Genomic DNA, 21,155 nt, shown 5'->3' on the forward strand with positions numbered 1-21,155 from the left:
GTACGGCGGTGTCGCTCCCGGCCACGCGTGTGGGGGCCGTGGCCGGTGTTCACTCCGCGCACACCCTAGCGGCCCGCCCCAGAGGAAGCGAGACCTGGGTCACCCTCCGAATCCCCGAAATCAGGGGCTGCCTGCTGTTGTGCCGCCGGATTACTCCCGGTGTCGATGTCTCCTCGCGCGCCCACGGGGGGTGAACCGAGTACGGCCGGAAGGGGTGACGCGTCTTCGTCCGATGAGGAATTCCTTCCTCGGATGAAAGCCGGCGCCGCAGGGGCCGATGCCGGCCGCTACCCCCTCCGGCCCTGGGCCGGGAACTCCTCGGTGCCGATCACGTGGAGAAGGTCCAGCCGCTCCCGGCTCTCGGCGTCAACAGGGGTGAGGACGAGAAGCTGCTGGTTCCGGTCGGGTGTCATCAGCGTCTCGCAGTCCATCGTCATGCGTCCGACCCGCGGATGGAGGAAGGTCTTGCGGTCGACCCGGCGGACCGCGACCTCGTAGTCCTCCCAGAACCCGCGGAATTCCGCGCTCGCGGCGAGCAGCCGGTTCACCAGCCCGCGCACCTCCGGGTTGCCGGACCTGCGCGCCGCGGTGGCGCGCAGGTCGGCGACCAGCCGGCGGGACCGGCGCTCCCGCTCCTCCGGCGGCACGACAGCCAGGCGCTTCCCTTCGACGAACCACCGGTGGACGGGGTAGCGGTGGTCACCCGACAGACCGGTGTGGTCGCCGGAGAGCAGGATCGACGCCCGGTTCTGGGCGAGCGCCTCACCGAGGTCGGAGACGACCAGCGCGGGCGTGCCGCCGAGCAGATCGAGGAGGCGCACCAGCCCGGCCCGCGCCATCCGTGCCACACCCTCGGCGGGCGGGGGCCGGTGGCCGGCGAGGTGGAAGAGGTGGTCGCACTCGTCGTCGGTCAGGCGCAGCGCCCTGGCCAGGGCGCTGAGCAGCTGCTCCGAGGGCTGGCTGCTGCGCCCCTGCTCCAGCCGGACCACGTAGTCGACCGACATCCCGGCGAGTATGGCCACCTCCTCACGGCGCAGTCCGGCGGTGCGGCGGCGGGGCCCCTCCGCGATACCGACGTCGGTGGGACGCACCGCCGCACGGCGGCGGCGCAGGAATTCGGCGAGCTGGGCGCGTTGCATCACTCCATGGTGCGCCGCGCGGCCCCATGGATCCAGGGAGCGCCGCTCCCATGATGAACGATCCGATTCCGCCCGGCGCGCCCGGAGCACAGTATGGAGCCGTGACAAGCGAGAACGACGCGAAGGAGATCGACATGCAGACCCGTACCCTCGGCCGCACCGGTCCGGCCGTCTCCGCCCTGGGGCTGGGCGGCATGGCCATGTCCCACGCCTACGGGCAGGCCGACCGGGCGGAGAGCATCGCCACCGTGCACGCCGCGCTGGACGCAGGAGTGACGCTGATCGACACCGCGGACTTCTACGCCGCGGGCCACAACGAGCTGTTGCTGGCCGAGGCCCTGCGCGGCCGGAACCGCGAGGACTACCAGCTCAGCGTCAAGTTCGGCATGTTGATCGCGCCCGGCGGCGGCTTGGCCGGACAGGACGCCCGCCCGGAAGCGGTGAAGAACTTCCTGGCCCACACGCTGACCCGGTTGGGCACCGACCACGTCGACGTCTACCGCCCCGGGCGGATGGATCCGGCGGTGCCGATCGAGGAGACCGTGGGTGCGGTCAAGGAGCTGATCGAGGCCGGCTACGTCCGCCACCTCGGCCTCTCCGAGGTCGATGCCTCCGTGATCCGCCGGGCCCACGCCGTGCAGCCGGTGGCCGACCTCCAGATCGAGTACTCGCTGTTCTCCCGCGCCGTGGAGGACGAGGTACTCCCGACGCTGCGCGAACTCGGCATCGGCATGACCGCCTACGGCGTGCTCAGCCGCGGTCTGCTGTCCGGCCGCTGGTCGCCCGGCGCCGCGGGAGACCGTCGCGCCCAGATGCCCCGCTTCTCCGAGGACAACGTCGCGCACAACCTCGCCCTGGTCGAGACCCTGCGCCCGATCGCCGAGGCCAGGGGCCTGACTCTCGCCCAGCTCGCCATCGCGTGGGTGGCGGCCCAGGGCCCGGACATCGTCCCGCTGATCGGCGCGCGCACCCGCGAGCGCCTGGCCGAGGCGCTCCCGTCGCTCGACGCCGCCCTCACCGCCGAGGACCTCGCGGAGATCGAGAAGACCGTCCCCCGCGGTGCGGCCCGCGGCGACCGCTACCCGTCCCACTTCATGGCGAGCCTCGGCGTGGGCAACTGAGCCGGAGCACCACCAGGCGCCCTCGGCCGGTTCTCCCGCGGGCGCCTGCCCGCGCGCAGGCCGCCGCCGACGCGTACGACCTGGAGGTGCGGGGCGGGCAGGGCCGCCCCGCACCGGTGGGCCCGTGACGACCCGGCCCGGCCGCCGAGCCTGCCGGGGCGAACCCCGCTCCGTTCCGAGGACAGCGGCGCCTAACGGGCGGGCGGGGCGGCGTCCACGTGGTCCGACAGCGGCCGGAACCTGCGCAGGCGCTGGCTGTTGGTCACCACGAACACGCTGGACACGGCCATCGCCGCACCGGCGAGCATCGGGTTGAGCAGTCCTGCGGCCGCCAGCGGCAGCGCCGCCGCGTTGTAGGCGAACGCCCAGAACAGGTTGCCCTTGATGGTGGCGAGCGTGCGGCGGGAGAGGCGGACCGCGTCCGCCGCCGCCCGCAGGTCCCCGCGCACCAGGGTCAGGTCCCCGGCCTCGATCGCCACGTCGGTGCCGGTGCCCATGGACAGCCCCAGGTCGGCCTGGGCGAGTGCGGCGGCGTCGTTGACCCCGTCGCCGACCATCGCCACGGTGCGGCCCTCGGCCTGGAGGCGGGTGACGACGTCGACCTTGTCCTTGGGCATCACCTCCGAGAAGACCTCGTCGATACCGACCTCCGCGGCCACGGAGCGGGCCACCGCCTCGTTGTCACCGGTCAGCAGGATCGGGGTGAGACCGAGGTCGCGGAACTGGCGGACCGCTTCGGCACTGGTGGGCTTGACGGTGTCGGCCACCACCAGCACCCCCCGGGCGCGGCCGTCCCAGCCGACGGCGACGGCGGTGCGCCCCTCGGCCCTGGCCGCCTCCAGTGCCCGGGACAGCTCCGCGGGCAGCGCCTGCGACCACTCCTCCAGCAGTGCGGTCCGGCCGACCAGGACGGCGTGGCCGTCCACGACCCCCCGCACGCCGAGGCCCTCGATGTTGGCGAAGTCCTCGGGCACGGGCAGGGCGCCCACCCGGACGCGGGCCCCGGAGGCGACCGCCCGGGCGACGGGGTGCTCGGACGCGTTCTCCAGCGCCCCGGCCAGGCGGAGGACCTCCTCCTCGTCCTCGCCGTCGGCGACGGCCACCCCGGTCAGAGCCATCTTCCCGGTGGTGACGGTGCCGGTCTTGTCCAGGACGACGGTGTCCACGCGGCGGGTGCTCTCCAGGACCTCCGGGCCCTTGATGAGGATGCCGAGCTGGGCGCCCCGGCCGGTGCCCACCATCAGGGCCATGGGCGTGGCCAGGCCCAGGGCGCAGGGGCAGGCGATGATCAGGACCGCGACGGCGGCGGTGAAGGCGGCCGCGGCGGGTTCGCCGGTGCCGAGCCAGAATCCGAGCGTGGCCGTCGCGATCATGATGGCGACCGGGACGAACACCCCGGAGACCCGGTCGGCGAGGCGCTGGACGGCCGCCTTGCCGTTCTGGGCGTCCTCCACCAGGCGCGCCATCTGGGCGAGCTGGGTGTCGGAGCCGACCCGGGTGGCCCGCACGACGAGGCGGCCCCCGGCGTTGACGGTCGCCCCGGCGACGGCGCTGCCGGGGGAGACCTCCACCGGCACGGACTCACCGGTGAGCATGCTCATGTCGACGGCGGAGGTGCCCTCCTCGACCGTGCCGTCGGTGGCGATCTTCTCTCCGGGGCGGACCAGGAACCGGTCGCCGGCGGAGAGGTCCGCCACGGGCACCAGTTCCTCACGGGCGGAGGGCCCCTCCCCGCGCAGGACGGTGACCTCCTTGGCCCCGAGTTCGAGCAGGGAGCGCAGGGCGGCTCCGGCGCGGCGTTTGGAGCGCGCCTCGACGTACTTGCCGAGGAGGATGAAGGTCGTGACCCCGGCGGCGACCTCCAGGTAGACGTTGGCGGAGCCGTCGGTCCGCGCGATGGTGAGTTCGAACGCGTGGGTCATGCCCGGTGTGCCGGCGGTGCCGAGGAAGAGGGCGTACAGCGACCACAGGAACGCGGCGGAGACGCCGAGGGAGACCAGCGTGTCCATGGTGGCGGTGCCGAGCCGCAGGTTCTTCCAGGCGGCCACGTGGAAGGGCAGGGCGCCCCAGACGATGACAGGGCCGGCCAGCGCCAGGGAGGCCCACTGCCAGTACGTGAACTGGAGGGCGGGGACCATCGCCATGGCGATGACGGGTACCGAGAGCACGAGGGAGACCACGGCCCGGTTCCGCAGGGCGGTGGTCGGGTCGGCCGGCTCCGCGGCGGAGGGCTCGGGGTCGGGCCGGGGGACGGTGGCGGTGTAACCCGCCTTCTCCACCTGCGCGACCAGCTCCTCGACGGGTGTGGGCGCTCCCCCGAACGACACCCTGGCCTTCTCCGTGGCGAAGTTGACGGTGGCGGTGACGCCCTCGATCCTGTTGAGCCGCTTCTCGACCCGGTTCGCGCAGGCGGCGCAGGTCATGCCGCCGATGGCGAGTTCGACCGACGCGGTGCCGCTCGGCCCCGCCGTGGTTCTGCTGCCGCTCATGGGCCCTCCCGGGTCTCCTGGCGCTCTTCGCCGTCCGTGGCGTCGCTCGGTCCGTCCCCGTGTTCCGTGTCCTCCGCGTGGTCCTGTCCGCCCGAGGAGGTGCCCTCCCCGGTCTGCGCGTGCACCGGGGCCTCCTGCGGCAGGACGGGGCCGACCTGGCCGCCGACCCCGAACGCCGCGGCGAACACGGCCACGAGACCCAGGGCGTAGAGCCCGAGTTTCGCGGTCACGTCCATGTCAGTCACGCACCTCGTAACCGGCCTCGTCGATGGCGGCGCGGATCGACGCGTCGTCGACCGGCCCCTCGCTGGTGACGGTCACCCTCTTGTCATCGAGGTCGACCTTGACGCCGGTGACCCCGCCGACCCCGCCGACCTCCTCGGTGACGGAGTTGACGCAGTGCCCGCAGGTCATGCCGTCGACCGTGTAAACAGCAGTGGTGGTGACAGCCATTTCGCCTCCTGAGACGTGTGTGGTGTGCCGGTCGCCGTGATGGACCGCTCCACCAGGGCCCAATATACCCCCCAGGGGTATAAGTTTGTCAAACCCCCGCCACGGAGGGACACCGCGCGGCGCTCACCCACCGCCCCCGGGCCCGCACCGCGGAATCAAGGGCACCCCTCGGCACCCACAGTACCCCAGGGGGGTACTCTCACGAGGCACGACCCCGACCGGCACGACGCGAGGCCCCCGCGCTGCGCGCGAGGACCTCGACTCCGTCGCCCTCGAAGGCGACGGACGCTCCCAGACCTCCGGGACACACGCCCGGATACCCTCCCCCCGTTTCCGAACGAACCGGACCCGGGGTACGAGGGGTCCTACTCCGCCTTCAGTTCCAGACGGGCGACCACGCGCTCACTCAGGTGGTGGCCGCTCAGCGTGAACCCGGCCCGCTGGAACATCTCCACCGTCCCCGTGTAGACCTCGGCGCTGGGGGCGCGACCGCCCACCGTGTCCACCGGATAGGCCTCCAGGACACGCGCCCCATGGGCCCGGGCGTACTCGATGGCGCCCTCCAGCAAGCGGCTGCCCAGCCCCCGCCTGCGCCGGCGCGGCGGCAGCCAGAAGCAGACCAGGGCCCAGACCCCGGGTTCGTCCGGGTCGGCCGGGCGCAGGGAGCGCGAGCGGGACAGCCGGATGAAGTCGTCGCGCGGAGCCACCGACACCCAGCCGCACGGCCCCTCCTCGTCGTAGGCGAGAAGGCCGGGCACCCGGCCGTCCAGGGTCAGGCGGCGCAACTCCTCCTTGTTGTCCACGCCGCGCGTGGACCGGTCACAGGAGGTGCTCGCCGTGTGGTCCTTGGCCCGTCGGCGGAAGAAGGTGCACCAGCAGTGCCCGTACGCTCCGGTCGGTCCGAAAAGATTCTCCAGGTCATCCCACCGCTCGGCGGTGGCGGGCTCGATTGAGACGATGGACATCGGGCTCCCTCGACGAGACACACTGGCCTCCACCACTGTGATCCAGCACACTAGCGATTATTCGCCGTGACCGAAAGAACACAGATGCCCTCGGTCGAACAGTTTTCGACCGTTCGTGGAAGAAAGTCCTCATGTGGGTGGCCGGGGGGCGGAACTCCCCTTGCTCCGAGAAGCGACGACCGCCCCCACGCACCCGGGAACGACACCGCCTCACCACCCGGAGCACGCCGAGGCGGTAGGGCGGTGGGCACGGGGCGGCCCGTGCCCCTCGTCAGCCCTCGTGGACGAGGTCCGCGTAGTCCTGGTTCTTCTTGATGTACGCCCGCGCGAACGGGCAGATCGGCACGATCTTCAGGCCGCGCCCGCGGATGTGGTCCAGGGACTCCCGCATGAGCGTGCTGGCCACCCCCTTGCCCCCGAAGGCCGGGTCGACCTCCACGTGGGGCAGGGCGTACACGCCCTCGTCGATCAGGTGGTAGGCGGAGAACCCCACCACCTCTCCGTCGGCGCTGATCTCGTAACGCGATCGTTCCGGCACGTCGACGACCGTCAGGTCCATGACACTCCCCTGCTCCCTGCGTCCGCGCACGCCATGTGCGCGTGATGGGTGGGCCCGAGGGCCACGTTCCCACACATACCACCACGCACACCACGGGCTGTGCCCTCCCCGCCCTCGGACCGGGGCGGCCGGGCGCGGACCGGGCTCAGCGGCCGGCGAGACAGGGGTCCGTGACCCCGCGCGGGCAGGCCAGCGCCTCGACGTCCCAACCGGCCAGCCGGGCGCCCGCCTGGTAGGCGCTCTCCAGGAACTCCAGGACGAGGGCGCGCGGATCGGGCGACTTGCGCGCGTCGGCGTACCGCAGCAGCGCGAGGTGGCCGCCGCCGCTGCTCACCCACTCCGCGGACGGCGGGTTCAGGGGCTGGTCCGCGAGCCCGTCCGGCTCGGGTGCGGTGTAGGAGTAGAAGCAGGGTTCGGGGACGGTGTCGTCGCCGAACCAGAAGCCTGAGCTCACCACCTCCCGCGAGTACGCCTCACGCACCAGCCGCCCCGCCTCCCGGGGCTGGGGGACGGGGTGCGGGGAGAAACGGGTGACGGCGATGTCGAACGTGTGCCAGAAGTGGTGCACCGGGCTGGTCTTGCCGGAGAAACCGGCGGCGAACTCCTCCAGCACCAGGTCCACCTGGCTGAGCACCTGCCAGTACCGGGTGGCGTGCTCGGGCACGTAGGTCGCGTGCTCGCTGTCCTCCGTGAACGGCCGGCCGGTGTCGGGCAGGTCGAACGGCGTCGCCTGCGCGATGCTGCCGTCCACACCCAGGCTGTCCAGCGCGGACTGGAGCTGGAGGTAGAACGACGCGACGCTGAGCCCCTGGAGCGGGAAGTCGGCGGTCTGCCCGTCCAGGTTCGACGCGACCAGCCGGTGCCCGACGAAGTCGAAGTCGATGGTGAAGACGGGGTTCCCGTCGACGAGACCCATCGGGCGGGTGGTGATCCCCCGGCCCGTGACGTGGAAGGGCACGTTCCACCAGTGGTTGCGGCGCGGGCTGTGGTGCAGGCGGACCTTGCCGACGACCTGTTCGAAGCGGTGCAGGGTCTGCTTGGTGTCGTACCACGGTTCGAGCGGGATGGCTGGGAACAGCTCCACGGGACTCTCCTTCTCTTGCTGGCGCGTGTCGGAGTACACGGCCGCCCCGGACCCGGGGCCCGGATCCTGCGGGGCGGACCGTGCGGGGCTCACCGGCCCCGGTGTGCGGACCGATCCACCTGTCCGGCGGCGGCCGTCGCCGCGGGGTCGGGCCCCAGGGTCAGGTCGAGGGGGCCGACACCGTTCACGGCCGTCCCCCGTCGCCGTTCCCGCCCCTGGGTCCGGGAGCGCCCCGCGCGTGCGGGTCCGACGGTGACGGGCTCGGCACGACCGGCCCCTCGGCGACCGGGTCGGCTGCCGCCGGCCCGTTGGCGGGAGGGGCCGCGGGCCCCCTCCCGGAGACGTCGGTCGGCGGCAGCGGAACCCGGATCCCGTCCGGCTCCGGGCCCGCGTCCTCCGCGGGCGGCCCCTGGGCGGCGAGCTGCCGTGCCGCCTCCCGACCGTCCCGCCGCTGCGGGGGCAGGGTCATGCGGACCGCGTCGACGACCCGCGCGTACGGGGTTCCGTGGACGTGCAGCGCCTCCCACAGCAGGTCGAGGCCCGGTCGGAAGCGCAGCAGCAGGGACCCGCCCCTGGCGGCGTCCCCCCTCGCCGCGAACTCCAGGAGGACCGCGAGGTGGTCGGGCAGTTCCCCCTCGGTCACCGACCACCCCGACTCGGCGTAGATCCGCCTGACCTCGGCCAGCGCGTGCCCGCGCCGCCGCGCGTCGCCGTCGGTGTAGTAGGTCATGTGCAGTGAGCGGCGCCGGCGCGGGTCGAACACGTCGGCGTGGTGCTCGCAGAGTTCCGGTTCGGGTGTGCTGGAGGCGTGCTCGCAGAACTCCAGGAGCCCGGTGCGCACCGGGCCCCTGGGCAGTTCGGCGACCGCGCGCGCGACCAACGGAAGGCGCTCGAAGAAGGCCTGGTCCGGATAGCCCAGCAGGGCGGACGCGGCCTGGTGGGTGACCGCGATCCGGTGCGTACGGCGGGCGGGCCGGCCCGCGCCGAGCCAGCCCGGTCCTCGCGGCGCCGGTATCCGGGGCGCGTCCGCTCCCCCGGAGGCAGCGTCCCGGTCTCCTCCGGCCGTGCCGCCCACGTACTCGTCGGCCCCGCCGGTGTCGGTGGTGGTGCTCATGCCTGACCCCCTTCACGCGGTGCGGAGGCTCTGCCCCCGGCACCGCCGTCGGTGTCGTCGCCGTTCCCGTTCCGTGCGGACGGGAAGAGCCCGTCCGGGCGGCCGTTGCCGTCCCGGTTGAGGAGGTTGACGCGGCCGCCCGTGCGGTCGCGGTCCTCGATGGCCCCGCGGTCGGCCCCTGCTGCCCCGTAGGCGGTGGGGACGACGTGGCGGCCGTCGTACCCGGCGAGGGCGGGGAGTCGGTACATGTCCCCGATCTCGGTACCGGTCGTGTCGACGGCCGCCGCGACGCCCTCGTCGCGGTCCTGGCACAGGTTGGTCCGGCGCATGTACGAACACATCGCGGCGAGGCGGCGTCGGACCAGGTCGACGGGCCGGGTGCCCCCCGCGCTGCCGCCTTTGCTGTTTTCCGCCATACGGGAGACACCTCGTTCAACAGCTCCTTGCCGCGCATGGCGATTCGGAGCGTTTCCTGAGTCGGCAGCGACCACATTCCGTTAACGAATATGCCTTCTTCGGCGAGGAAGTCACGTATCCCACACCGGAAGGGGTGACAATCTTCGCCGAACGGGACAGAGCAGGTCTGGGCGACAGGCCGATCCGGAGGAGGACCCGGGACTAAGGAGCGATGTCCCTGGCGCGGACCAGGGCCGCGGCCCGATTCCCCACCTTGACACGCTCCAGCGCCCGGACGCCCTCCGGGAGGGCGACCCTCCTCGTCCTCGCGGTCACCACGACCACGGCGTGCGCGGGCAGCACACGCCCCAGGGACGCCAGCATCGCCCTCAGGGGGTCCCCGCCCTCGCCGGGGCGGGACGCCCGACCGTCTCCGGCACCTCCGGCACGCCCCCCGGGCCCGTCGCCCGCGTCTGCCGGAACGGCGCCCGCCCAGGAGGTCATCTCGCCGTAGGGCACGTCGGTCACCACCAGGTCGGCCTCCACCGGGTCCCGCGCAGCGAAGACGTCCTCGACGACCGCCTCGTGGGGCAGGTCGCCGCCCATGGCGGCGAGTCCTGCGGCGAGCTCCCGGGTGGCCTCTGCACGCTCGACGAACTCCGGGCGCCCGAAGTCGCGGGCTGACCGGCGGAGTTCTTCCTCACGCTCGGCCAGGCCCTCGGAGGAGAGCAGGCGGAGGTTGCGTGCGGCCAGGGCGACGGCGTCCGGGTCCACGTCGCCCGCGCGAACACGCGTGAGCCTGTCACGGTGCAGGAAGCCCAGGACAGTGACCAGGTAGCCGCTGCCGCAACACGGATCCCAGAGGCGTACGCGCTCCCGCCCGGTGTGCACCATCGCCCGTTGGAACAACTCGCTGGCCAGCCGTACCGGGAACCCCGGGAAGCCGGGCGCGGACCGCAACACCTGCCCGCTCGCCAGAGCCGAGTGGTCGGTCCGCTCGACGGCGTACCGGTAGCTCACAGTGCCCCTGCCCTTCCGTGTCCTGCGTCGTCGGCGTCCTGTCCGCGACACCCGCCGGAGACCTCGGCCGGCCCCCGCACAGGCCTCCCCCGCTTGCGCAGTGCGGAACCGCGCGGGACGGCGGCCGATCCCGCGCCGCCTCCCCATGTTCTCCGAGGGCTGCGGGACACGGCGGGCGGCTCGCCCCGGGGCCGGAAGGACTCGGTCCGAGCGCACCCGGCCGGGGTCCGGTCACGGCCCGTTGCGCCGGGACGACCCGAACCGGGCCGTGGAACGCCGAAGGCCCGGCGTCCTGGGACGCCGGGCCTTCTCACGCGGTCCTGACGGGATTTGAACCCGCGGCCTCCACCTTGACAGGGTGGCGAGCACTCCTAACTGCTCCACAGGACCTCGTTGCTGGTACAACTCTAGCGCGACTTCGAAGTACTTCGTACCGGCGTCCGCCCAGGGAGTTCTCCGAAGGTTTTCGGGTCGGCGAGCGGCCGTCCGGGCGATCTCCCGCAAGACGATGTGCGACGTTCGCCCGGTGGTGCTCCACGAGCGCAGAGGCGCAGCGAGAGGAAGCCCGGTGGGCGCGAGCCCGAAGGATCCAGAAGAACACGACCTAGAGTGGCTGGCATCCGTCCCACCCAGGACAAGACACCGAGAGGACCCGGCGTGAACGAGTCACCGGCACCCCTGCCACCCGGACCGGAGAGCACCCGGGTCGACCGCTGGCTGTGGGCCGTGCGCCTGGTCAAGACCCGTGCGGACGCGGCCCAGGCCTGCCGTGGCGGCCACGTGCGCGTCAACGACCGCCCGGCCAAACCGGCCACCGTGGTCAAGGCCGGCGACGAGGTCCGGGTCCGCCTGCACGGGACCACCCGGATCGTGGACGTCGGCCACGTCATCGAGAAGCGCGTCAGCGCCCCGATCGCCGTCCGCTGCTACGTCGACAACACCCCCGAGGCGCCCCCGGAGGCCAACCTGCCGGTCATCCGGCGGGACAGGGGGGCCGGGCGCCCGACCAAGCGCGACCGGCGCGTGCTGGACCGCCTCCGCACGGACTTCCCCCCGCCCGTCTGACGGAGGGCCTGCCGGGGCGTTCGGCCGATCCGGTCTACAGCGGGTGGCCCGCCAGGAAGTCGAGGACCTCGCGGGTGGCCTTCGGCTCGTCCTCGTGCAGGTAGCCGTGGCGCATGCCGGGCAGCACGAGCAGGCGCGCACCGGGGATCCGCTCGGCCAGGAGGGCGGCGTTGCCGACCGGGGTGAGGTCGTCGTCCTCGCCGTGCACGACGAGGGTCGGCGCCTGGATGCGGGGCAGCAGCTCCCAGCCGTCGTACCCGGTGCTCGCCGCGAAGTGCAGGCGCTGGGCGCGCAGCGGGCCGCGCGGGAGGACACGGGTGACGGTGTCGGGGTGGTCGGACGCCCACGCGCGCGAGTAGAACAGCTCGGCGATCGCGTCCCGCCCGGCCGCCGTGTTGGCACGGCGCAGCGCCAGGGTGGACGACGCCGGCCGTTCCACCTCGTTGTCCCCGCCGGGGCCGGTGGAGCCCAGGACGAGCGCGCCGAGGCGGTCGGGCGCGGAGTCCGCGAACGCCTGGGCGACCTTGCCGCCCATGGAGAACCCGTACACGTGGGCCCTCGGGATCTCCAACGCGTCCAGGACGGCCAGGGCGTCCCCCGCGAACAGCTCCAGGTCGTAGGGCTCCCCGAGGGGTGCGTCGCTGCCGCCGGTGCCCCGGAAGTCCACCCGGACGACCCGGTGCCCGCGCGCCAGCCCGCTGCGGACCCCGTCCCACATCTCGTGGTCGAGGGACTGCCCGTTGAGGAGCAGGAGGGGGTCGCCCTCGCCGAGGGCGTCGTACCAGATGCGGGTTCCGTCCGCCGCGGTCACATGGCTCACGGGTCCGGACCCTACCCGATGCCGCGGGCGGGGGCCGTGGCCGGTGTCACCCCTGGCCCGAGGGGTCGTCACGGTCCTGCCCGGGGCCGTTCTCAGCGGGGCGCCTTCTCCCCGTGCGCCGCCCTGTACTCGGCGGCGAGCCAGGGCCCGAGGCCGTCGAGCAGCTCCCCCAGCACCTCCGGGTCACCCGAGGGGGACCGGCCCTCGGCCGCCGCCGCCCGCATCGGGCCGAGCCGTTCGGGATGGTAGCGGCCGAAGATCTCGGCGGACTCCCCCAGGTCGCTCGTCCAGCCTCCCCAGAGGGGCATGACCAGGGTGAACCCGGTGCGGACCAGGCGGCGGCCCACTCCGCGCCCGAGCGCGCGGCGCTCGTCCGCGGTCTCCGCCCGCGCCGCCCGCTCCCGCCAGCGGGGCAGGACCAGGTGCAGGTCCCCGTTGGTCTCACGGGCCAGCAGGGACGTGGGGCGGTAGCGCGGCAGCCGGTCCGCGAGGTCCTCACCGAGCAGGGGCGTGCACAGGCAGGCGACGAAGAACCCGAAGTCGTACCGTTCGCGCTCGCTGAGCGCGTCGCGGACCGATCCCAGCAGGATCCCGACCCCGTCGACCTGGTCGAAGGCGGCGTCGAGACCGGCCTCCGTCCTCCTGGCCGCCGCGCGCTGCTCCGCGGTCACCTCCTCGCGGAGGACCAGTTGCAGGTCGAGGTCGGAGGTTCCGGGAACGGCCGTGCCCCGGGGGACGCTGCCGTAGAGGTAGGCGCTGTGCAGCGCGTCACCGAATTCGGCCGCGATCCGGGCGCGGGCGGCCTCCACCACGGGGGAGAAGGCCGGGGTGACCCGTGCCGTCGAGCCCTCGCGCGCGATCGCGCCGTCCGGATCCAGCCCCCGCGTGTCGTCCATGGACGCACTGTGCAGCACGGAGGCGGACACCGCCACCGGGTTCGGGGACACGCTCCCCCAGGACACCGTCCCGGGCGTCGCGGGCGCATCCCTCACGCCTTCGCCGGTGAGGTGGTCGACCACTCCGCTTCCTCTCTTCCCGCCGGGGAGGAGAGCCGAGGGTTCCGCCCAGATTCGCGGATCAGCGACTTGACCTTGACCCTGGGTCAACCCTCCATCGTTGTCCCACGGCCCCTTCGCACAGGGCGGGGGCGGCTCGGACAGGAGGCAGACGATGACACCTTTCACCGAAAGAACCATGGGCGATCCGGCGGGCAGACCCGTGCGGCGAGAACTCACCCGCGCAGGAGACGAGGTGGCCCCCGCATGACCACCCGTGCGACCACCGACGCCCCGATCAGCGTCAAGGGCCTGGAGAAGTCCTACAAGGACCTGCACGTGCTGCGCGGCGTGGACTTCGAAGTGACCCGGGGAAGCATCTTCGCGCTGCTCGGCTCGAACGGTGCGGGCAAGACCACCGTGGTGAGAATCCTGTCCACGCTGCTGCGGGCGGACGCCGGTACGGCGAGCGTGAACGGCTTCGATGTCGCCACCCAGGCGGCGAACGTGCGCGAGTCCATCAGCCTCACCGGCCAGTTCGCCGCAGTGGACGAGATCCTCACCGGGCGGGAGAACCTCGTCCTCGTCGCGAGGCTCCGGCACCTGTCGGCCCCGGGCACGATCGCGGACGACCTGCTGGCACGGTTCTCGCTGACCGAGGCCGCGGGCCGCAGGGTCGCGACGTACTCGGGCGGAATGCGACGCCGCCTGGACATCGCGATGAGCCTGATCGGGAATCCGTCCGTCATCTTCCTGGACGAACCGACCACCGGGCTCGATCCCCAGGCGCGCATCGAGGTGTGGGAGACGGTGAGGGAGCTGGCCGCCCACGGAACGACGGTGTTGCTCACGACCCAGTACCTGGAGGAGGCCGAACAGCTCGCCGAGCGGATCGCGATCCTGCACGAGGGCCGCATCCTCGTCAACGGCACCCTCGCCGAACTCAAGAAGCAGTTCCCGCCGGCCAAGGTCGAGTACGTCGAGAAGCAGCCCGCGCTGGAGGAGATCTTCCTGTCCCTCGTCGGCGACAACGGCAAGAACACCTCCAAGGAGCTCCGATGAACACGCACTTCCTCGGCGACACCGCCGTCCTCACCGGGCGCTCGTTACGCCACATCATGCGCAGTCCCGACACCATCATCACGACCGCGATCATGCCGATCGCGTTCATGCTGTTGTTCGTCTACGTGTTCGGCGGGGCGATCGACCTCGGGTCCGGATCCGCTGCGGGCGCCGCCGACTACGTGAACTACCTGCTGCCGGGCATCCTGCTCATCACGATCGCCTCCGGCATCGCCTACACCGCGTTCCGGTTGTTCCTGGACATGCAGGGCGGCATCTTCGAACGGTTCCAGTCGATGCCGGTCGCCCGGTCATCCGTACTGTGGGCGCACGTGTTGACGTCGCTCGTGGCCAACCTGGTCTCGCTCGGCATCGTCGTGGGCGTCGCGCTGCTCATGGGCTTTCGCTCGGGTGCGGGCATCGGTGCGTGGCTCGCCGTGGCCGGTCTCCTGATCGTCTTCACCCTGGCGTTGACCTGGATGGCCGTGATCCCCGGCCTGACCGCGAAGACGGTGGACGGTGCGAGCGCGTTCTCGTACCCGCTCATCTTCCTGCCGTTCCTCAGCTCGGCCTTCGTTCCGACGGAGTCGATGCCCGGCCCGGTCCGGTGGTTCGCCGAGCACCAGCCCGTCACCTCCATCGTCAACACGATCCGTGACCTGTTCGCGCAAGAACCGGTGGGCGGCGAGGTCTGGACCGCCCTGGCATGGTGCGTCGGCATCCTCGTTCTCTTCTACGTCCTCGCCATGGTGGTCTACCGGCGCAAGACCAGCTGAGGCAGTCTGGGATCCATGCTCACCATCAGCCAACTCGCGACGTACGCCGGGGTGACGGTGCGGGCCGTGCGCCACTACCACCGGATCGGGCTGTTGCCCGAGCCCGCGCGCGACCGCTCCGGGTATCGGATCTACGATGCCGAAGCGGTCGTGCGACTGATCCGCATCCGCACCCTGGCCGATGCCGGAGTACCGCTGGCCAAGGTGCAGGAACTCCTCGACGCCGGGCAGGAGGAGTTCGTCCGCGGCGTACAGGAGATCGACAAGAAGTTGCGCGCCGAGGCGCGTCGGCTACAGAACACCCGGAAGAGGCTCGCCAGGCTCGCTGCCGGAGATCACCTGGCGCTCCCCCGGAACGTGGTGGACTACCTCGACCGGCTGCGTGGACTGGGCATCGACGAGCGGTACATCAAGATGGAACGGGACGCGTGGATCATGATCGCGGGCCAGATTCCGCACCAGATCGACACCGTGATCGCCGAGAAGCACCGGGAGCTGGACCATCCCGACATGGTGAAGTTCTACCGCCTGGTGAGCAAGGCGCTCGACTGGTCGGCCGACGATCCGCGGATCGTCCAGATCGCCGACATTCTGGAAGGGTTGATGCTCCAGGCCGTGGAGTCCGGGGAGTTGCAGGACGACGGCTTGGACAAACCCTTCGTCGACCTGATGGACTCCACCATGCTCGAATCCTCACCGGTCGCGGAACGGCTGCTGGCGATCCTGGGGGATCGGGGCTGGAAGGGCTGGACGCGTGTTGAGCGAGTACCTCCCGCCAGGCTCCACGACGAGTGCTCCCGGGATGGATGAGGCGGCGTTGGTCTCCCGGACGTGGGGCGTGCGGGTGCGTCGGTGTGACTGGTCGGACGGGTACGGAAGACCTCCACTCGAACAGGTCTCGCGGGGACGACGCCCCACGTTTGCGCACATTGTCGACTGGTGAGCCCCGCACACGCGGGGATGGGCCGGTGTCTTGGTGAACGCGGCCCGGTAGGTGGCAGTGAGCCCCGCGCACGCGGGGATGGGCCGAGTCCTGGAGACGATCTACGCCAAGTGCCTCGGGGAAGAGGAGGAGCGCGCGATGCGGCAGAGCGAGGAGACCAGGCGCCGCTACTGAACCAGCCGGATCTTCAGCGCGTATTCAGCGCGGATCCCCACCGGGACCCGCCGCCGTCCAGCCACAACCACCGAGGCACGAAAAAGCCCCGCCACCTGTATACGCAGGTGACGGGGCGTTTTTGCATGTCTGCTGGTTGTGGCTAGGGGCGGGGTCGAACCGCCGACCTTCCGCTTTTCAGGCGGGGTAAGTGGTGGGTCGTGGTGCTGGCCTGCGGGGTGAATATCCGCGTGGGTCCGGGTGAGTCCAACCCCGGTTGCTGTCGTTGCTGTCACCGCTGCTGTCAGACCACGGCCCTCCCCGCCTGCCCGGACGGAGCCACAGGCCGGCCGCCACAGGAGTGCCGCACACGCGTTCCTCCCCCGCCATCGCTCGATCAGCCACAGGACGCCGGTCACCACGCCGCCGTGCCGAGGTGCCCGATAGCGCCGGGGCCGGTCACCCAAGACAGTCGCACTCCGCTATCGGGTGCCTCGGGGGCTGAGCGCGTCATCAACCGTTGGCGCCGAATGTCCTAGCAGAGTGCCGTGACCTGAGTCACCATGAAGGTAACGGGCAGCTTTGGCCTTGCTCGCCGTGCGGGCCCGTCCGGCAGACGCTGAGCGCGGCCTACGGCCGTGCGCTCGGAACCGGGCGGCAGCCCGCAGCCCGAGCGGCGGCCGAGGGCCGTTGCGACGGCGCTTGCGCCGTCGCCTTGATCCCATACAGCTAGAATCGGCAAACGACAGAGCAACTAGAGCAACAGAGAGAAAATCTGTGAAACGTGAAAAATTTTACTACGAAAAAGAAATGTATGAACCGGCTTCAGAGGGGGCTAAAAGGATCGCCTCAGAATGCCATCCGGTAGAAGTTTACTTTGAAGTCCAGTCAACCGCAGGCGTGCCAGACATAGTACTGGCTTCATTTGATGAAAAGGTGCTACAGGAACGGATGATCCAGAATCTATCCCCTGTCACCTCCTTGCCCATGATGGCAACCCTGCAGTTCATGTCCGAGTACCCAGAAATTGACTCACCATTCGCCACGCGAGCGATCTCAAATGCTCTCGGGATATCACAGGGGTACCTTTCTTCAACCATCCTACCGGGATTGGAAAGCAAGGGATACGTAGAAATGCATAAAAGGGGGTGGTGGCACCTGCACCATCGCTACACGCCAACCGCTGCACTACTCGTGACGATCGAAGTAAAAGTCAAAAAATGGAAACAGGCGCTCTTCCAGGCCAAGCGTCAGGGAAATTCTTCAGATTACGCATGGATAATTATCGATGATTTCTACGCAAAAAGCGCAATTGCCAATCGAGAAATATTCGAAAAACTTGGAATTGGCCTGGGTTCACTAGATGCCGGCGGAGGCTTGAAGGCTATATCAGGGGCCCCTCATAGAAGCCCAGCAAAGCCCCACCGAGAAACCTTGGCTGAGCGTGTACTCGAAATGAAGATGTCGAGTCAAAACAGTGGGCCAGCTTATCCAGTATTCGGACGGAATCTCGCAGAAGTTTAGATAAGATCCCTCCAAGTCCTCAGAAATGTCGGATTTTCACGTCCGACGAGCCCTTTTCCCTGAGCGAACAGAAGGGCGCTATCAATCGTACGGCGAAGATAGCTTCGACGTCCGCCTCGCCGCAGTTCAGCGCTGCGCTGAATTTCAGCGCTAAGTGCTCCTTGGCAATAGACCTCATGCCAACTAGCAGCAATGTGTGAAAAAAGGGGAGATGAGTCTATTTCATCACACCACCTGCACTCACACGAGACATAGTCACTTTCATTTCTCAGTGAAGCATGCATACTTCCATCAACGACATTCAACAGGCTTTTCTCAAAAAATCTTTCATTCTGCCCGACCCCTTTCCTCCTTCTAGTGATTGCGTACTGTTGGAATTTTTGTGCGTTCTGGGAAGGGCCAGTAGAGAAACCTGTGGCCCCATGGCCGAGAAAATTCCAACCAACCCATCCGGTCTGAGCTAGTATGAGGATTTTCTCTTCATCTTCTGCCAGTTCGGACAAACGCTTGTAACGATGCAATATAGTTGCATCTTTGAGCTGATTACTTTCTCGATCAGGACGCCACTGTGTCCTAATGTACCAAGTGTCAAACTCGTCGTGCTCAAGCAATTCGTTTAGAATCTCATTGAAGAAAGTTTCGTTCAGAATGCAGTCGAGCGGTATCGTTAGATTAAGGGCCAATCGTTCCCCTGGCTCTAGGCATTCGATGGCATCGTTTCCCTCGGCAATTATCTCGTCTAGACTCTGCCGAAAGTCGGATGAGCGAAGAGACTTACCTGACGTGAGGAACACATTCGCCCCGACTTCTCTTTGCGCTTCCAAGATTGCTTTAATCCATTCGATTCCACTCCTCTCCATTTCAAAGTACGCAGCCCTGCGACTCCGAGCAGCAACTCTCCTCTCTACCTTTAGGGCCGTATCCGGGTTTGTGAAATCGGTTGGATTATCCCCTTCAAGAACCAAGCTTGCGTGGTCGACGAGAAAGGCTTCTGGGTCAGCGATCTTTACAGTAGCAACGCTACAGTCGAAAGCTTTGTTGATCTTTGATTTATTGTGCCTGGCCAAACTTGCGCAAACACCGAGATTCAAATGCTCACCATACTCCGCATGGAGTCGACTCAAGAGCTCATTTCCCTGGTCCACGGTTCGACCCGTAAGGTTGAGCAGCATAAGAGGAAGATCGCTGTCAAATATCTGACTTTCATTCCTGATATGCGGAGCAGTACGATTCGTTTTATTTGAGGAATCAGATGCGATCGGAACAATGGAACCGGGATTCTCGCCACTTAGGACAAGATAGTACTGCCCATCGATCGTTTGAATGGGGATAGATTCGTAGGGCCGATCGGACAAAGCCGAACCAGCCTCTTCGAGGGGAAATTCATCCTCCGCGTCTTCCTGAAACCCACTGCCTTCGTTTTCCCATTCCCCAGTCATTTGAAACTTACCTCCTGCTTATTTTCTTCAATCTCGGAGTCGACGCAAGTTGCTTTTTGTGCTTCCTCTTTCGTTAGGAGTGATAGAAGTAAGCCTTTCTAACACTTCCGCCAGATTCCCGGGAGTCTCTACCGGAATAGGGACGCGCGCGTTGTTCACCCTCTGCGCTAGCTCGTCGGGAGTAATAGATTCATTTTTCCCAAAGAAGGGATGTCGCTGCAAAATAAGATGACAGACCACTACACCAATAGCCCAAAGGTCACTTACCTTTTTAGCTCTTTCACCGTTTAGTTGCTCCGGCGACATGTAGGCAGGACTGCCAAGGCGAGCAGGGTACAGCGTGAGGGTCCGAGAGTCTACCTGTTTCGATAGTCCCAGATCTAGAATTACAGGAGAACTCCACTCTCCCCCGCGCAGCGCAATATTCCCGGGCTTGATGTCTCGATGAATAGTGCCGCTAGCTTGAAGAGCTTGCACACCCTGCAGCAGGGCTTCGCAAAACAAATATACTTGCTGAATATTTGGCCATTCTTCTTTTTCTATTCGATTTTGCACATCCCCGCCAGATATAAATTCAAACTCTAGGCAAACGTAACTCCGGCCACCAAAGCTTACTTCCTTCGCGCCGAAAAATTGTACGACATTCTCATGCCTTACTCGGCTCAATCCTTCAATCTCTCGGTTTACTCGGACAGGCTCAACCTCGGTTCCGCATAGGATCTTGATAGCACGGTTTCCGTATCTCCACGTATCTCCAAATGTTCCGCTCCCAAGATGCGAAACTGGATGTCCCAAAGCTTCTGCAACTTCAATCTCGGTTAGCCTGGGTGACTGATGGTGGTGCATGAGATCGATACTACTTGAGACACCCTGAGGAGGCCAAGCATCTCGCTCGCGCTGGGCTTTACTTATGGTTTACCTTTTCAGGGCAGGAAGTGAAGAATTAACCGGTGTGTCCGTTTTTCGATTGCACCTGATCACCGAACGTGTTTATATAATCACTTTCCGAGGTTGGGAGGCACCTCTTGAGACGGTTCCGACGTGAGCGAGTGAAAACTCTGCAGTCAAGGCCACCAAGTCGGTCTGCCTGTGGGTGCCTTGGCCGCTACTGCGGTACACATTCGGTATGACTGGTGCGGAACTTAGAGCAGTAGGAATAGCACTTCGTGCGTCTCGCAAACGCGAAGGACTTTCAGGTGCTGAGGCTGCCGCTCGAGCGGGTGTCTCCCAGCCGACGGTGTCGCGGGTGGAGAGCGGGCAACGGGTCGCCGGTGTGGAGGCGGTGGAGCGGATGATCGCCGTTCTGCCGTTCTCGCAGGAAGAGGCGAATCGGCTGACCCTGATGGCTCGTGATGCCTACGCGTTCGCTTCGTCGGAGAGGCGGGTGGATGCCGGGGTGTCGCTGATACCTGGTGCTGGGCGCAGGCTCCTCACGTCAGCGGCGGTGGTGTGCGGGTTCCAGGACGCGATGGTGCCGGCGCTGCTGCGGGTTCCCGAGTACGTGACTGCTGCCGCTGGTGACGCAGGCTCAGCTGCGGGCTGGGGCAAGGTTCTGGTGGATGAGGGCAAGACGTTCCGGTTCGTGGTGACCGAGTCGGCGCTACGCACCTGGCCCGGGTCGGGCGCGTTCATGCCCGCCCAGCTCGCGCACCTGCTCGACGTCGCCCAGCGACCGAACGTCTCCCTCGGCGTCATCCCCTGGGGCTCTGGCCTGCCGGTGATGCCCCCGCACGGGTTCACCGTGTGCGATGAGGCCGGGGTCCTGGTGGAGACCTTCACCGCAGAGATGACGTTCACCGGGCTGAAGCACGTAACCGCCTACCGAAATGCCTTCGAGGCCCTGGAAACCGTGGCTGTGACCGGGGAGGACTTCAGTCGAGTGGTCGAGCGTGCCGCCGACGACATCCGTCAGATTATTCAGTGAACTCATTGAATAGATGAGTCGAGTTGCCGTACTGTGCCGTCTGAAGCCAGGTGTATAGCCCTCTAGACGGTGGTGGTGTGCGTGCGTATCTGGGCCCGGATGTTCCCTAGCCAT

20 protein-coding genes, 1 tRNA gene and 1 pseudogene are annotated in these 21,155 nt (G+C 68.1%); 7 read left to right on the forward strand and 15 right to left on the reverse strand.

The annotated features are described in order from the left end of the window. Nucleotides 1–287: 287 nt before the first annotated feature. The gene (locus ACFWTE_RS20255) at nucleotides 288–1,139 is read right to left on the reverse strand and encodes a helix-turn-helix transcriptional regulator (RefSeq protein WP_378781158.1); all 852 of its coding nucleotides are present in this window, start codon (nucleotides 1,137–1,139) and stop codon (nucleotides 288–290) included. A 101-nt stretch (nucleotides 1,140–1,240) separates the two neighbouring features. Here ACFWTE_RS20255 and ACFWTE_RS20260 point away from each other — a divergent pair, with 101 nt between their 5' ends. Continuing rightward, complete coding sequence (locus ACFWTE_RS20260; protein WP_378781159.1) at nucleotides 1,241–2,260, forward strand: aldo/keto reductase; 1,020 nt, start codon at nucleotides 1,241–1,243, stop codon at nucleotides 2,258–2,260. A gap of 191 nt (nucleotides 2,261–2,451) precedes the next feature. On the opposite strand, the gene ACFWTE_RS20265 is transcribed toward ACFWTE_RS20260, so the two are convergent. The 10 genes and pseudogenes from ACFWTE_RS20265 to ACFWTE_RS20310 form a co-directional block, all read right to left on the reverse strand. Beyond that, on the reverse strand, nucleotides 2,452–4,749 hold the full coding sequence (locus ACFWTE_RS20265; RefSeq protein ID WP_378781160.1) for a heavy metal translocating P-type ATPase: 2,298 nt from the start codon (nucleotides 4,747–4,749) through the stop codon (nucleotides 2,452–2,454). Next, complete coding sequence (locus ACFWTE_RS20270; protein ID WP_378781162.1) at nucleotides 4,746–4,985, reverse strand: hypothetical protein; 240 nt, start codon at nucleotides 4,983–4,985, stop codon at nucleotides 4,746–4,748. The genes ACFWTE_RS20265 and ACFWTE_RS20270 overlap by 4 nt, the downstream gene beginning before the upstream one ends. A 1-nt stretch (nucleotide 4,986) precedes the next feature. After that, a complete protein-coding gene (locus ACFWTE_RS20275; RefSeq protein ID WP_378781163.1) occupies nucleotides 4,987–5,202 on the reverse strand; it encodes a heavy-metal-associated domain-containing protein in 216 nt (71 codons plus the stop codon). Between the two features lie 365 nt (nucleotides 5,203–5,567). Beyond that, nucleotides 5,568–6,167, reverse strand: coding sequence for a GNAT family N-acetyltransferase (locus ACFWTE_RS20280; protein ID WP_378781164.1), 600 nt, complete (start codon nucleotides 6,165–6,167; stop codon nucleotides 5,568–5,570). Between the two features lie 271 nt (nucleotides 6,168–6,438). Beyond that, nucleotides 6,439–6,726, reverse strand: a complete 288-nt coding sequence (locus ACFWTE_RS20285; protein WP_378781165.1) for a GNAT family N-acetyltransferase — start codon at nucleotides 6,724–6,726, stop codon at nucleotides 6,439–6,441. Nucleotides 6,727–6,871: 145 nt separating this feature from the next. Further along, nucleotides 6,872–7,810: a DUF5996 family protein gene (locus tag ACFWTE_RS20290; RefSeq protein WP_378781166.1), complete on the reverse strand. Its 939-nt coding sequence runs from the start codon at nucleotides 7,808–7,810 to the stop codon at nucleotides 6,872–6,874. Nucleotides 7,811–8,141: 331 nt separating this feature from the next. Next, nucleotides 8,142–8,924, reverse strand: a pseudogene (gene narJ, locus ACFWTE_RS20295) (nitrate reductase molybdenum cofactor assembly chaperone); the annotation flags it as partial. Then, nucleotides 8,921–9,340: a hypothetical protein gene (locus ACFWTE_RS20300; RefSeq protein WP_378781167.1), complete on the reverse strand. Its 420-nt coding sequence runs from the start codon at nucleotides 9,338–9,340 to the stop codon at nucleotides 8,921–8,923. The gene ACFWTE_RS20300 and the pseudogene narJ, both read right to left, overlap by 4 nt. 202 nt (nucleotides 9,341–9,542) lie before the next feature. Further along, a complete protein-coding gene (locus ACFWTE_RS20305) occupies nucleotides 9,543–10,340 on the reverse strand; it encodes an rRNA methyltransferase (protein ID WP_378781169.1) in 798 nt (265 codons plus the stop codon). Between the two features lie 315 nt (nucleotides 10,341–10,655). After that, nucleotides 10,656–10,730 (reverse strand) — tRNA-Asp (locus ACFWTE_RS20310). Between the two features lie 267 nt (nucleotides 10,731–10,997). Here ACFWTE_RS20310 and ACFWTE_RS20315 point away from each other — a divergent pair. Then, the gene (locus ACFWTE_RS20315; protein WP_378781170.1) at nucleotides 10,998–11,405 is read left to right on the forward strand and encodes an RNA-binding S4 domain-containing protein; all 408 of its coding nucleotides are present in this window, start codon (nucleotides 10,998–11,000) and stop codon (nucleotides 11,403–11,405) included. Nucleotides 11,406–11,439: 34 nt separating this feature from the next. On the opposite strand, the gene ACFWTE_RS20320 is transcribed toward ACFWTE_RS20315, so the two are convergent. Together ACFWTE_RS20320 and ACFWTE_RS20325 are read right to left on the reverse strand one after the other, a co-directional pair. After that, the gene (locus ACFWTE_RS20320) at nucleotides 11,440–12,225 is read right to left on the reverse strand and encodes an alpha/beta fold hydrolase (protein WP_378781171.1); all 786 of its coding nucleotides are present in this window, start codon (nucleotides 12,223–12,225) and stop codon (nucleotides 11,440–11,442) included. A 92-nt stretch (nucleotides 12,226–12,317) separates the two neighbouring features. Beyond that, complete coding sequence (locus ACFWTE_RS20325; RefSeq protein ID WP_378781172.1) at nucleotides 12,318–13,121, reverse strand: nucleotidyltransferase domain-containing protein; 804 nt, start codon at nucleotides 13,119–13,121, stop codon at nucleotides 12,318–12,320. A gap of 366 nt (nucleotides 13,122–13,487) precedes the next feature. Between ACFWTE_RS20325 and ACFWTE_RS20330 the strand changes: the two genes are divergently transcribed. From ACFWTE_RS20330 to ACFWTE_RS20345, 4 genes are all read left to right on the forward strand, one after another. After that, on the forward strand, nucleotides 13,488–14,282 hold the full coding sequence (locus ACFWTE_RS20330) for an ABC transporter ATP-binding protein (RefSeq protein WP_378781173.1): 795 nt from the start codon (nucleotides 13,488–13,490) through the stop codon (nucleotides 14,280–14,282). After that, nucleotides 14,279–15,058 carry an ABC transporter permease gene (locus tag ACFWTE_RS20335; protein ID WP_378781174.1) on the forward strand — a complete coding sequence of 260 codons (780 nt, stop codon included), beginning with the start codon at nucleotides 14,279–14,281 and terminating at the stop codon, nucleotides 15,056–15,058. The genes ACFWTE_RS20330 and ACFWTE_RS20335 overlap by 4 nt, the downstream gene beginning before the upstream one ends. 15 nt (nucleotides 15,059–15,073) lie before the next feature. Then, on the forward strand, nucleotides 15,074–15,868 hold the full coding sequence (locus tag ACFWTE_RS20340; protein WP_378781176.1) for a MerR family transcriptional regulator: 795 nt from the start codon (nucleotides 15,074–15,076) through the stop codon (nucleotides 15,866–15,868). Between the two features lie 1,063 nt (nucleotides 15,869–16,931). Continuing rightward, on the forward strand, nucleotides 16,932–17,678 hold the full coding sequence (locus ACFWTE_RS20345) for a hypothetical protein (protein WP_378781178.1): 747 nt from the start codon (nucleotides 16,932–16,934) through the stop codon (nucleotides 17,676–17,678). On the opposite strand, the gene ACFWTE_RS20350 is transcribed toward ACFWTE_RS20345, so the two are convergent. Together ACFWTE_RS20350 and ACFWTE_RS20355 are read right to left on the reverse strand one after the other, a co-directional pair. Continuing rightward, nucleotides 17,675–19,117: a hypothetical protein gene (locus ACFWTE_RS20350; RefSeq protein ID WP_378781179.1), complete on the reverse strand. Its 1,443-nt coding sequence runs from the start codon at nucleotides 19,115–19,117 to the stop codon at nucleotides 17,675–17,677. The genes ACFWTE_RS20345 and ACFWTE_RS20350 overlap by 4 nt on opposite strands. Before the next feature lie 27 nt (nucleotides 19,118–19,144). Beyond that, nucleotides 19,145–19,963: a serine/threonine-protein kinase gene (locus tag ACFWTE_RS20355; protein ID WP_378781180.1), complete on the reverse strand. Its 819-nt coding sequence runs from the start codon at nucleotides 19,961–19,963 to the stop codon at nucleotides 19,145–19,147. 280 nt (nucleotides 19,964–20,243) lie between these two features. On the opposite strand from ACFWTE_RS20355, the gene ACFWTE_RS20360 reads away from it, so the two are divergent. Then, complete coding sequence (locus tag ACFWTE_RS20360; RefSeq protein ID WP_378781181.1) at nucleotides 20,244–21,041, forward strand: Scr1 family TA system antitoxin-like transcriptional regulator; 798 nt, start codon at nucleotides 20,244–20,246, stop codon at nucleotides 21,039–21,041. Nucleotides 21,042–21,155: the final 114 nt, after the last annotated feature.

The sequence above is a fragment of the Nocardiopsis sp. NPDC058631 genome (assembly GCF_042716955.1).
In the GTDB taxonomy this organism is placed as follows: Bacteria; Actinomycetota; Actinomycetes; order Streptosporangiales; family Streptosporangiaceae; genus Nocardiopsis.

Excerpts from the sequence above, each read along its gene's own strand:
- ACFWTE_RS20325 (WP_378781172.1), bottom strand. The coding sequence starts at position 13,121 with ATGGACGACACGCGGGGGCTGGATCCGGACGGCGCGATCGCGCGCGAG.
- ACFWTE_RS20335 (WP_378781174.1), top strand. The coding sequence starts at position 14,279 with ATGAACACGCACTTCCTCGGCGACACCGCCGTCCTCACCGGGCGCTCG.
- ACFWTE_RS20265 (WP_378781160.1), bottom strand. The coding sequence starts at position 4,749 with ATGAGCGGCAGCAGAACCACGGCGGGGCCGAGCGGCACCGCGTCGGTC.
- ACFWTE_RS20340 (WP_378781176.1), top strand. The coding sequence starts at position 15,074 with ATGCTCACCATCAGCCAACTCGCGACGTACGCCGGGGTGACGGTGCGG.
- ACFWTE_RS20355 (WP_378781180.1), bottom strand. The coding sequence starts at position 19,963 with ATGCACCACCATCAGTCACCCAGGCTAACCGAGATTGAAGTTGCAGAA.
- ACFWTE_RS20275 (WP_378781163.1), bottom strand. The coding sequence starts at position 5,202 with ATGGCTGTCACCACCACTGCTGTTTACACGGTCGACGGCATGACCTGC.
- ACFWTE_RS20300 (WP_378781167.1), bottom strand. The coding sequence starts at position 9,340 with ATGGCGGAAAACAGCAAAGGCGGCAGCGCGGGGGGCACCCGGCCCGTC.
- ACFWTE_RS20330 (WP_378781173.1), top strand. The coding sequence starts at position 13,488 with ATGACCACCCGTGCGACCACCGACGCCCCGATCAGCGTCAAGGGCCTG.
- ACFWTE_RS20270 (WP_378781162.1), bottom strand. The coding sequence starts at position 4,985 with ATGGACGTGACCGCGAAACTCGGGCTCTACGCCCTGGGTCTCGTGGCC.
- ACFWTE_RS20360 (WP_378781181.1), top strand. The coding sequence starts at position 20,244 with ATGACTGGTGCGGAACTTAGAGCAGTAGGAATAGCACTTCGTGCGTCT.
- ACFWTE_RS20280 (WP_378781164.1), bottom strand. The coding sequence starts at position 6,167 with ATGTCCATCGTCTCAATCGAGCCCGCCACCGCCGAGCGGTGGGATGAC.
- ACFWTE_RS20350 (WP_378781179.1), bottom strand. The coding sequence starts at position 19,117 with ATGACTGGGGAATGGGAAAACGAAGGCAGTGGGTTTCAGGAAGACGCG.
- ACFWTE_RS20255 (WP_378781158.1), bottom strand. The coding sequence starts at position 1,139 with ATGCAACGCGCCCAGCTCGCCGAATTCCTGCGCCGCCGCCGTGCGGCG.
- ACFWTE_RS20285 (WP_378781165.1), bottom strand. The coding sequence starts at position 6,726 with ATGGACCTGACGGTCGTCGACGTGCCGGAACGATCGCGTTACGAGATC.